The following is a 12,105-nucleotide window of genomic DNA, read 5'->3' as shown; positions in this document are numbered from 1 at the left end:
ATAAAAAACAAAACTGGTTACATCCCCCCAACCAAGTTTTATGCGTGAGCACATAAATTACTTGCGGCAACTGGAACACGCATCAATAAGAATGGCTTATCGCCTGCATAAACATGTTGGATTAGCTCCATTTTATTCAACAAAATTGGGGGCACGTCTTTTGTTTCAGATGGATTAATAGCCAAGTAATCTTCACGATAGTTGGTTAACAAATGGCAAAGTTCTTTTTCACTAAAAGCAAATTTTACTTTTCCTCTTGCATAAAATTGTGCTGAAAACTCTGTTTTATAATCCCAATAAATCAGGTAGTCCTCTGCTGCTGGATGTTGTTTTAACCATGCAGCAATCACAGGCTTTTGAGTTTTTGAAACTACTTCAGGCACGGTATTAAAAGCAAGCGTAGCCGCTAAAAAGATTACTCCTACAACTAAAGATAATCCTAAAACCAAGTTTTTTGCCCTAATCATTACACCTACGCGATCCCAATATTCAACAAAAAATAATGAGAAAGCAGGTAAACTACAAAAAACATAAGTATAAATAATATTGCTAGAGAATGTAAAAAAGAACAGAGGAACTACTGTACAAAGAAAAAAATAACTTAACCATCCATCATTATCTTGAAATACTTTACGAACGTTATGTCTGCATTTGATAAACCAAGCAAGTCCAAGAAGGCACCAAGGAAAAATTCCTGATGCAGCATAAATCCAAATCATCCCCCAATATTCCTTGTGGGCATACCCATATTTATCGCCCCCCCATCCAGGTTTTAAAAACCGATTGAAGTTTTCACCAATAATAAAATAATTTAAAAATCCAGGAGTTCGCAGCTCAGCCCAAATATACCAAGGAAGTGCTATAGCAAACATAATCACTATGCCTTTGATCCAAGGCAATCTTTTCCATAAATTGCGCCATTGATTCCGTATCAAAACCCAAAAAAATAAAGGCATACCGGGTAAAATAATAGCAACTGGCCCCTTCGCTAACAAACCCAATCCTAAAGCGATAAAAAAACCATAAGACCATAGCTTCTTTCCATCAACCAAGGCATACCAAAATGACACCATGACCAAAGTCACACAAAAGACTAAGGACGGATCGGTCATCACTGTTCCAGCATCAAGGAAAAAATACAACGTTCCCGCTAAAACCAAAGTAGTAATCATAGCAATCAAAGAACCGCTATGCTTTTTTGCTAAGCCCCAAACAAGCCATAAAACAGCTAATGACAAAAGCAATCCTGGAAGACGAACAGCAAATTCATTAATACCAAAAAGCTTCATTGAGAAAGCAGAGAGCCAAGTCGACAAAGGCGGTTTAGCCCAAAAAGGAACTCCATAATCATGCTGTGGCGTTACCCAATTACCAGTTTCCAACATCTTTCGAGCAATCTCAGCATAACGTGCTTCCGAAACATCATTAAGTGGAATAAAACACATGGAAATAATTCGACACACAAGGAGAAAAAATAATGCAAATACAGCATTATTAAGAAAGAGTCGTGACAACTGCTTCTCGTTTTTGATGTCCAATACAAAACCTCATAAAAAACGCCCCCTAGCTCTACAGAGAAAATCATGAGCGTGTGGCACTGCATAACGTGGTCTAAAAGATAATTCTTTACCCAAACAGCGTCATAAAAATAGTAAAAACAGAGAAATATTACTCATTATTTTACATTTTTTCATGCTTTTTTTCAAAAAAAAGCGGTATTGATCCCAAATAAGCGTAAATAACATAATGAATTTTATTAAGTTTTTAAAAATACTAAAATTGTATAATGAAAATACATGACGTGAAGATTACTTTAGTTTACACTGAGGCCTTGTAAGATGAACTTACATTTATCTATTGGACATTTGGAGACTAAACATGACGTTTGAGTTAAAGGAATTAAGTACATTAAAAAAAGAATTTAATGACGCTGTGGACGTATTATTAAAACGTGATAAAAAAGGAAAAATTGAAGACCTCTCTAATCCAAGAAAGTATGAACTGCAATATCTCTCTGCCATATTGAACAGATTAGAAGAGCAAGTAAGTGATAAAACAATAAAATCTCAAGCTGCAGCACTCACTTTTTACGGTGCAATGCAAACAGTTATGAGAGACATTGAAAATAAGCGTGGCATGCTGGATTCTTCTGGCTTACTGAGCGACAGCTTGGCAAATATAATAGGAATCAATTCTGAAGTCCGTGCAGAAAATAAACCCGATCTCTATCAAACCTCTAAATTTTACACTGCGCTTAATGAATTCTTAAAGCAAATTTTTATCAATAATGATTCACGTAAAGGATTCAAGAAAGACCACATTCTCCGCGCAATTCCTACGAATCATTTAAATGAACTTGTTGAAACCAGTTATCTACTATCAAAAAATGCTGAAAAAGCAATCGTTGATTCCTTAGTTGCTAATGGGCAAACAATTGTAGTTTTTGAAAAACCTACTCCTCCTAGTGTTGAAGAAAAAAAAGAAGCTCCCGTTACTGAAGAGAAAAAACCTATATTTATAGGCGAGTACGCTGCGCACAAAAAATCTCCTATATCAGCTACAGGGCGCTTTGGAACTTGGAACGACCTAACTCTTGCTCTTGCTGATTTAATCAAAGATGAACTTGCAGATAAAAATGTTTCAAAAATTAACAAACTAGGATTACACCGTGCTGCCCAACTTCATTTTTTGAATGCAATAAAAGCAGCTGTTCAAGCCACAGGAATTAGTGAATCGGAAAAACTAGCCGTTCTTGCTGGAGCAATGCATCTTGTACGTAAACAAATTGATGATGAATATGCTTCCGCCATATTAACCAGCACAGAAAACTCCATTATTCATAAGGGATTAAATAAAATTCTGGGTAAAAAAGGCGAGGTAGATGCGCAAGATATCGAAGCATTAATTTTTTCAACAACTCAATTCATGCGTTTTCTTGCAGTTGAGCCTAAAACCGATGACAAAAAATCCATACGCACCAAGCACCTTTTTTCTGAAATCGCAGGTTTTGATTTAAAAACTATTTTTAATCTATGCATTGACATGATTCATGATTGTCGTAATGTGGCATTACATCATGTTGTTGAAGAGTTTAACAAAGAAGGTAAAATTCCAGAAAAAGCATCCAAAAGTTATATCGCTTCAGCACTAAGTAAACTCTCTTTCTTAACAGGTAAGAAAGATGAATCTAGTGAAGAAGAAGATGATGAACTGGAACATAAAAGTACTGATACACTAAGCCATTAATTTTATAAACTTTAAATATAAAATTGCACTTAGCTCTCAAAGATAAAGTAGCTACATAGTACAAATGACTGCTACTTTATCTGTATCACTTTATATTTATAAACAATATCACTTCGGATAAGCCATTTCGTTTAATTTTTGCTACAATGCTGTTTTCTCTAATCTATTTGTAGTTTGTGCGAATGAAAATTACATTAATTATTAAAAAATTATTATTTATCATTATTTTTTTAGTTGCTCTGCCAAGCATTTGTATTGCCTTAGAAGAAAATTACGATTCTTCGCACAAGGGTAATAATGTTCAAAACATGCAGGATAGTCATTTAAATGAAAAAAAAGAAGAAGCAGAGAAACTATCTACTCATAAAAAAATGATATCTATTACTATAGATGATTTACCTTTTGTTGGTGAATATAGAAATTTTCATTTGAATATGATGATCGAAACAATGACAAAAGAGGAAGTCCCCGCCACAGGATTTATCATTGCCAGCGAGGTGCGTAAAAATAATTGGGAAATACTACGCAAGTTTCGTGACGCCGGTTTTGGATTAGGTAATCATACTCTCAATCACGCTAATTTGAATAAAATGGATACAAAAGAATACATTCATGAAATTCAAAAGGCAGATAATATTTTATTACCCGTTTTAACTGAACCTAAATATTTTCGTTATCCTTATTTAGCAATGAGTTCTGGAAAAAAGAAAGAAGCCATTCTTTGCTACCTCGCACAAAAAAACTATCAAGTTGCACCAATAACCATTGATTCCAAGGATTTTGTCTTTAATCAACGCTTACTATCAGTTTCTGAAATAAACAGACGTTCATACCTGGAGGAATTAAAGCCTTTTTATCTTGATTTTATTTGGCAGCAAACACTCCGTGCTGAAGAACACAATCAATTTCATCATAATAATGCTCAAGCACAAATTCTACTAATCCATGCAAATTTGCTAAATGCTTATGTTTTACCAGATATTATTCATCTGTATAAACAAAAGGGTTATGAGTTTGTCAGTTTAGAAAATGCTTTAAAAACCTTTAAATATCCGACTCAATGTGCCAGAACACAGGTACTTGCTCGAGTCCAAACAAAACAGCAACAGCAAATATCCAATGATAAAAATATCGAAACTTTTGTTGAGTGGGATTAAGTGACATTAATGGAAGTATTGCATTAACGCTTTTCTCCATATTACACTTTTTATTTCATTATATTAAATGGATTTAGTTCAAACCAGGGATAGGACTTTGAAATTCATCATAAAAAACAAGCTGGGATTCACATTAATTGAGCTCTTAATCACGTTATTAGTTCTTTGTATTTTATTAGTCCTAGCAGTCCCAGCATTGAGTACCCTACTGATGAATAATCGCCTAATTGCTAAAACAGATATGTTTGTAAATTCACTTAATTATGCACGCAATACTGCTTTAGGTGCGTCAATGAACGTTGTAGTATGCCCTTTTGGCATAGCTCAATCGACAACATGTGGTGGAAATTGGAGCAATGGATGGATTGTGATCGCTCAACCTTCTGTAGGTACAAACTCATTATTGCAAAGCCAACAGCTTTTTTCTGCAGACCCTGTGCTTTCAAGCAATGTAACCGGCGTGGTTTTTGATCCACACGGGTTGACAACGACATCAGGTAATTTTAAGTTCTGTGACAGTAGAGGGGGGGCGTTTGCTCGTTCCATAGAGGTATTAGCAACTGGATTCGTACAATCAAGCACCACCCCTGGCCAAGCTGTTTGGGATAACAGTGCACTTACATGCCCTTAATGGAGAATATTAATGCATCATGTAAGTAATTTAGGAGTACAACAGAAAGGATTATCCTTAATTGAGGTACTAGTCGCTTTTGTAATTTTAGCCATTGGCATGTTAGGAATAGCAAGTATGCTCATTTTATCGAGTAAAGCCAATAACTCAAGCTATGCGAAACAACAGGCAGTACAATGTGTTTATGACATATTCGATAAAATACGCGCCAATTACCAAGCAGCAATTAATGGAAACTACACTATATCTAATATCAACAGCATGGGCACACCAATCCTTCCCCCACAACCAGGAACAATGTGTAATCAATCCCCATGTTCAAGCCCCCAGTTAGCTGCTTATGATACCTGGTATTGGCTCACTTACGATGTAAGTAAATTACCTAATGGTAGTGGCTCCATCACAGCGACTCCTGCACCAGGAAGCTCAGGTAATACCATTATTACAGTAACCATCCAATGGGACGATAGTTTGGCAATAAATCTAGTTGGGGCAAGCAGCACTCCTGTGCCAACCAATCCTAACTATGTTCAACTAAGTATTCAAAGTCAATTATGAAAAATTATCAAAAATACCCACATGGCTTTTCTTTAATTGAATTAATGATCGCCATTGTTATTGGGCTTTTACTCAGCTATGCAGTCATGGAAATTTATGTGACCCAAACACAAATTTATAAAACGACTAACTCACAAAACCTCATTCAAAATACAGAAAATGCCATTGCCAATTTATTAACTCCTATCATTCGATCTGCAGGATTTTTAGGGTGTGGCTCTATAAGTACCGCAATGTCCAATTTAAATGGAGGCGGGTCAAATCCTATTGGCTCACTCAATGTCAATCCAACCCTAATTATGGGGTATAATGCAAATAGCTCCCCCATTACAATAACGCAAAGTAATGCTGCTAATAGTAGCAGTGCAGGCGATTGGACTCCCTCACTCGATCCCACACTAGTAGGAAATATTCAAAAAAGTAGTGATGCCCTAGTCGTTCTTAGTGCAGTTCCAGCTAGTTTTCCCGCTTCTGTAACTGCTATAGATTCAAGTAATAATTCTTTTACAGTGCAAAGTACAAGCGGAGTTACTCTTGCTGCAGGACAGTTTGCTGCTTTATCCGATTGTGCTACATCTTTAGTCTTTTTAATTACTGGGGCAACTGGAACCACTATTTCACATTCAGCAGGAACAGGAGTATATGCAAATGGGGCTTCTACTTTTATTGTAAGTTACCAAGCAGGAGCTCAATTCATTCCACTACAGCAAACCGCTTTCTTTGTCGGTCAAGGTCAAGGTGGACAAAGTGCGCTGATGCGAGGAATTTTAACAAGTGCCGGATGGACGATCCAACCTCTTGTGCCTGGGGTTGAAGTAATGAAAGTAGAATACGGTATTGGCGGTGATGGCTCAATTGCTCAGTATGTCACCGCTGATGCAGTCACCAACTGGGCACAAGTTTATGCTGTTCGCATAGGATTTTTAATTGAGGGGCAAATTGCATCTGGTATCTCCAATACAACCCAATATACTGTGTTAGGCACCACAGTCAATGTCCCCAATGATAATCGACTTCGCCATGTGTATGAAATCAATATTGCCTTGAGGAATGCAATCTCGTGAAATCAACTCCTTTACTTAATAAAAAATCTATTTCTTCAGCAAAGTCCTGTGATTGCATAGCAATAAAATCAACGCTACCGAAGCATAAAAAACAAAAGGGTTATATTCTACTTTTGACTATGATTCTACTCATTATGATTACCGTTTTAGCACTTGCAACTGTTTCTCTAAATACCACCCAAACTCGAATTGCAGCGAATGCGACCGATACAGAAATGAGCTTAGAAAAAACAGAAGGCGCACTAAATGAAGCAATCAATAAACTCATGAATGGAACCTACACCTCAGCAAACTTTCTACAAAACAATAGCGGACTCTATATATTAAACGCGGATGATCCACCAATATGGACTACAATCAACTGGTCTGACTCTGCTTCCGTAATTAATAGTTTTCAAGGAGATACTAACAGCCAAGCGAGTTATATTATCGAGAAACTCCCGTCAGTGAGCGTCCCTGGTCAAAATATGAATAAAGCGACAAATGTTTATCGAATTACCGCACGTTCAGTAGGTGCCAATGGGGCAGTAATCATGTTGCAAAATACACTACAAATACAACAATAGGTCAAACGGATTATGGTGCATGCACGAAGCAAATCTTTTCGAGTTGGGTTAAAAACGCTTTTATTTTTTATGGTATCAACTTTAGTGTTAGCGGCATCAACACCTATTTTAAATATCCCACAAATACCTCTAATTATGGCTAGCCCAATTCATCCACAAGTATTAATTGCTATTGGCAACTCACAATCCATGGATGGTGATTTAAGTGGTGCGATTATGTCCGGTTCAGGCTCCCTCACTGGTGGATTAACGTCACTCAAAAACTCAAGTTCACCACTTAATTATACCGTTCCTACTGGCTTTACTCCTCCTGTACAAGCAGCAAATAGCAGTGGCCAAGCTCTTTATACAGTAAGTCAAAACGGGGTACTTGTAGATAATAGTGCAAGCCGCCTCAATGTAGCCAAATCCGGAGTACAAGCCATTATCAACACCTATATGCAATCTACTGATTTTGCATTAGCCACTTATAAAACAAGTTCCGTTGCTGTTTATAATACCTGGGTATACTATATGTCGCCGCAAGGCAGTAATTTTTCGTTTACCAATACACCTGTTACTGGCAATACTTATGTAAATAACCCTTGTTACAATTACACTTCTGCTTCTTCAACCATCCAAAGCAATTGCAGTTCGATTGGGAGCTTTTACGGCTCATCGGTTCTTTCTTCCAATGCATACATGCAAATAGGAGCGACCAGCGACAACCCTTCAATTAACGATGTCCTGTATGCAGGAAGTGGTTTTCCTGGAATATTTCTGACTTATAATGGGCCAAGCCCTGCAACTCCTTATCCTCCTAATTTCTCAATAAGTAATTATAATAACGGGGGCGTGTTAATTTCCTATTCGAAATCACTACCCAATATTGGTGGTTTTGGCACAAGCCCGACTAATGCCGGCTTTGTTCCATACTCTCCCCAGGTATTATATTCCCAACGTGGTTTTGGCTATTCAGGAAGCCAATCTGCGACTTCAGGAACCATACTGGTTCCAATGACTTCCGCAGGCACAAATCCAACAACAACCAGCATTAATAACGCCATTGGAGTATTTACACCCTACTTACAACCAGAAACTAATGCTACGTCTACTAAAGAAATTAAAGCCAGTGCAGTACAATCACCTGTTGCTGGTTTGATGGCCACAGCAAAAACTTATCTTTCCTCTTTAGGTAATACCAGTGGTAATGGTTGCCCACAAAAAAAATATGTAATTTTAATTTCGGATGGTCTCCCTACCCAAGATCTAAATGGTAAGTTATGGCCACCATTAGGCAGTGCCGCTGCTACAGGCTATGGTATTACAGCTACTTTTAATCCTGATGGTTCTCTGCAAAGCACTAACTGCCAAGCGTTAACAGACGCAATTAGTACGATTGCAGCACTAAAACAACAAGGAATTCCAACTTACATTATAGGGCTTGGTGCGGGTGTTAACCCCTCATTGAACCCTCAAGCAGCAGCATCACTCACCGCCATGGCTGTAGCCGGTGGTACAACTAATTACTACCCAGCAACGAACTCAACCGATCTGGTTAACGATCTCAATGCAATCATGATTTCAGTGCAAAATGGCTCTTTTACTACATCAGCTGCAGCAGTGAGCTCCACTCAACTTAACAATAACAGTGTCGAATATGAAGCAAACTTCATTTCAAATGATAAACCTTACCAGGATTGGACTGGAAATTTGCTCGCTATGCCTTTAAATCCTACAACTGGCTTACCAACAGGCGCAATAAACTGGCAAGCCCAACCCTTATTAGACACTCTAGTATCTGGATCAGGATGGTTCACAAATCGTTTTATAGTGACTTGGAATCCCTCAACCAATACGGGGATTCCTTTCGAATGGGCGGATATAAGTACTACACAGCAAACTGAATTACAACCCTCAGACGCTCTTGGACAACAAAGATTACAATATCTTCGTGGCAATACCTCCTTAGAAATGCGCAATGGCGGAAGTTTTCGCAATCGTTCTCACATTTTAGGCGATATTATAGATAGCCAAGTCATTTATATAGGCGCACCCTCATCCCCTTATACGAGCAGCAGTTATCTTTCTTTTGCAAAAACTTATGCCAATCGTAGTCCTCTACTTTATGTAGGAGCTAACGATGGCATGTTACATGCCTTTAATGCAACAACCGGCAATGAAGTTTTTGCATTTATCCCTAATGCTGTATTTGCTAATCTTTACAATCTTACCAATCCCCTTTACAACCTAAGTCATCGTTATTTTGTCGATGGCTCACCCCAAACAGCAGATGTACAATTCCCAGACAGTAGTTGGCACACACTACTTGTAGGAGGGGAAAATGCTGGAGGGAACAGTATTTATGGATTAGATATTACCAATCCCAATAATTTTCTTAATGAAACTAATCTTGCGCAAAAAGTACTGTGGGAATTTACTGACAGCGATATGGGACTTAGCTATAGCCAGCCTCAAATTGCACAAATTGGAGCAAATACCAATCCAGCTACTTTTGCTGTCTTTTTTGGCAACGGTTATAACAGCCCCAACAACACTTCTGTACTTTACGCCATTAATCCGCAAACAGGGGCTCTCATTAGCAAGATCAATCTGTGTAATGCGGTCCCAGGAGCATGCAACAGCTCACTTCCCCAAGGACTATCATCAGTAGCAATAGCAAACCAAAATGGTTTTCAAGGCGCTCCGATAACCAATGTTTACGCAGGTGATTTACAAGGGAATATGTGGTCAGTCAATGTAAGCGATCCCAACCCCACAAATTGGACAGTACGCTTATTATTTCAAGCAAAAGACTCCTCTGGAGCTGTACAACCAATAACAACAGCGCCTGTGGTGACTCTTAATCCCGCCTATCCACGTGTATCTGGATTATTCGTAATATTTGGAACCGGACAATTACTGCAAACCAGCGATTTACTCAATACGCAAACTCAGACAATCTACGGTGTTTTAGATAAACCATTAACTAGCGTTACGTATACACGCAGTAACCTGCAACAACAGACACTTAATTTAATTTCAACATCGACTTCTGGCCTATCTGTACCCGTGGTTACAGCATCATCAACACCGATTAACTGGTACAGTCAATTCGGTTGGTATGATGATCTTGTCGTCTCAGGACAACGTATAGTCACTAATCCTACTGTTTTTAATGGTGCCTTTATTAGCACCCTAAATACCCCGCCTCAATCATGTAGTACGAGCTTTACGTCCATGCTGCTTGAACTCAATTTCAAAACTGGGGGAGCATTTACTAATCCTCAAATTATAGGGGTTAATGCAAATGGGACACCTAATAATCAATATAATTATTCAGGTGTTGTAGGCGTTCAATTATCAAATAGCTTTGCTAATGCAGCAACTTTGGTTGGCCCTAATCAAGGTAATAATATCGTTCTGCTGATTACCCAGTCTAATGGAAGTCAATCTACTATACTTAATCCAAACAGTACACGAAGAAGAACGGGATGGTGGCAACTGCAATAAGGGATTACTTAATGAAACAACCTAGAAGGAAGGGGTTTACCTTAATTGATTTAATGATAGCTTTAGTGGTTATGGCGATACTGGTTACTATTGCCTACCCCTATTATGTAAGTTTTTTGCTAAAAGCACGACGTTCCGATGCTTTGGCCACACTAGCCCAGGATCAAATCTTTCTTGAACGCTGCTATGCTCAAAATTTTTCTTACAACACATGCACATCCTTACCTTCATTTCCACAAACGTCTGCACAAGGATTTTATAGTATTACCCTTACTAATTTGGGCGCTACAACATATACCCTTACAGCAACACCACGAGGTAGCCAGACTGAAGATACTACTTGTGCGAGTATGAGGGTGGATCAAGCCAATGTAAAAACTGCAGTAGATTCCTCAGGAACTGCACAAACTATTTGTTGGAATCCATCATAACAATGGTTAATATTTCTAAGTGCGGAAGAGGAAGAGTAAGACTTATTTTATAATTTCAACGTGTCTTCAATAATACTGAGAGACACGTTGAACTATTATGAGTAAATACTAAAGGAACTCATTAGAATGAGGTTACCAGTTACTTGTACAGAGCAAAAGTATTTTGATCGTCTTTCTTTGCCACAACTGGTTTTGATAATGGAGTAAGGAAAAATCCTCTTTTAAACCCACCGAAAGTAAGTTCATCATCTTTCTTTTTCACAGGAAGGGTTTCAGAAGGAGTAATACTCTTAACTACATTACTCTTTTCTTGTTCTTTAACTACTTCTTTTTTAGAACTTGGAACATCAGAAAGAGTATTCGCTTCATGATATGCCTTGAGGAAACTTGTATGTTCTTCAGATGTAATCAAAGTATGCTTCTCTAATATCCCTAAAATATCTTCTAATTTAATTTCATCAATGGTTTTCGAAAATTGCGCATGATAGTGGTTATAATCCATATCCAAATTATCTTGATGATATAAAGCATGATCGGAATCCTCACGATGTACAAAGCGATAAACACCCAGTTCATTTTGGTCCATATCAAACATGTCATTGATTTTTGCACTCACACAATCCATTTGAGAAAACAATAAAACCATAAGAAGATCCAACTGATTATTTATTGGGGGCATTTTTGATTTTGAATAAACAGTAAGGGTATTGTCATACAAACTTAAATTAACATTTTTGCATAAATGGGTAAACGCCTTAGGCATATAAAACTCCTAAATTATTATAAGACATGATTTGGTTAAAGTTTGACCCCGAAGTTTAATATAGAAACATTAAGGTTTTATTAAGAACTATACAAGTGTGGCAATATTTTCAGGGCGATTTCATCAAAGTTTAAAAACCTATCACTTTTCTCAAATATTTAGTAGAAAGGGCAGCTTTCAATCGTTTTAAAGCAATG

At 37.6% G+C, this 12,105-nt stretch carries 10 protein-coding genes; 8 read left to right on the top strand and 2 right to left on the bottom strand.

What is annotated here, in order from left to right; translation table 11 throughout:
• Positions 1-38: 38 nt before the first annotated feature.
• On the bottom strand, positions 39-1,538 hold the full coding sequence (locus Lsan_RS09350) for an ArnT family glycosyltransferase (RefSeq protein WP_058514138.1): 1,500 nt from the start codon (positions 1,536-1,538) through the stop codon (positions 39-41).
• Positions 1,539-1,878: 340 nt separating this feature from the next.
• Between Lsan_RS09350 and Lsan_RS09345 the strand changes: the two genes are divergently transcribed.
• The 8 genes from Lsan_RS09345 (at position 1,879) to Lsan_RS09310 (ending at position 11,145) form a co-directional block, all read left to right on the top strand.
• Positions 1,879-3,246 carry a hypothetical protein gene (locus tag Lsan_RS09345; protein WP_058514137.1) on the top strand — a complete coding sequence of 456 codons (1,368 nt, stop codon included), beginning with the start codon at positions 1,879-1,881 and terminating at the stop codon, positions 3,244-3,246.
• Between the two features lie 308 nt (positions 3,247-3,554).
• On the top strand, positions 3,555-4,403 hold the full coding sequence (locus Lsan_RS09340) for a polysaccharide deacetylase family protein (protein ID WP_237762088.1): 849 nt from the start codon (positions 3,555-3,557) through the stop codon (positions 4,401-4,403).
• Positions 4,404-4,500: 97 nt separating this feature from the next.
• Positions 4,501-5,034: a GspH/FimT family protein gene (locus Lsan_RS09335; protein ID WP_058514135.1), complete on the top strand. Its 534-nt coding sequence runs from the start codon at positions 4,501-4,503 to the stop codon at positions 5,032-5,034.
• Between the two features lie 12 nt (positions 5,035-5,046).
• On the top strand, positions 5,047-5,592 hold the full coding sequence (gene pilV, locus Lsan_RS09330; RefSeq protein WP_058514134.1) for a type IV pilus modification protein PilV: 546 nt from the start codon (positions 5,047-5,049) through the stop codon (positions 5,590-5,592).
• Positions 5,589-6,656 carry a PilW family protein gene (locus Lsan_RS09325; RefSeq protein ID WP_058514133.1) on the top strand — a complete coding sequence of 356 codons (1,068 nt, stop codon included), beginning with the start codon at positions 5,589-5,591 and terminating at the stop codon, positions 6,654-6,656. The genes pilV and Lsan_RS09325 overlap by 4 nt, the downstream gene beginning before the upstream one ends.
• Positions 6,657-6,775: 119 nt before the next feature.
• Positions 6,776-7,222 carry a pilus assembly PilX family protein gene (locus tag Lsan_RS22045; RefSeq protein ID WP_162265597.1) on the top strand — a complete coding sequence of 149 codons (447 nt, stop codon included), beginning with the start codon at positions 6,776-6,778 and terminating at the stop codon, positions 7,220-7,222.
• A gap of 12 nt (positions 7,223-7,234) precedes the next feature.
• A complete protein-coding gene (locus Lsan_RS09315) occupies positions 7,235-10,714 on the top strand; it encodes a pilus assembly protein (protein ID WP_058514132.1) in 3,480 nt (1,159 codons plus the stop codon).
• A gap of 11 nt (positions 10,715-10,725) precedes the next feature.
• Positions 10,726-11,145 carry a type IV pilin protein gene (locus tag Lsan_RS09310; protein ID WP_058514131.1) on the top strand — a complete coding sequence of 140 codons (420 nt, stop codon included), beginning with the start codon at positions 10,726-10,728 and terminating at the stop codon, positions 11,143-11,145.
• 139 nt (positions 11,146-11,284) lie between these two features.
• Here Lsan_RS09310 and Lsan_RS09305 read toward each other — a convergent pair whose 3' ends face one another.
• Positions 11,285-11,908, bottom strand: a complete 624-nt coding sequence (locus tag Lsan_RS09305; RefSeq protein WP_058514130.1) for a hypothetical protein — start codon at positions 11,906-11,908, stop codon at positions 11,285-11,287.
• Positions 11,909-12,105: the final 197 nt, after the last annotated feature.

The organism is Legionella santicrucis (assembly GCF_001468135.1).
Classification (GTDB): Bacteria; Pseudomonadota; Gammaproteobacteria; order Legionellales; family Legionellaceae; genus Legionella; species Legionella santicrucis.
Note: the sequence above shows the minus strand (reverse complement) of the source record. Positions and strands in the feature narration are given on the sequence as shown.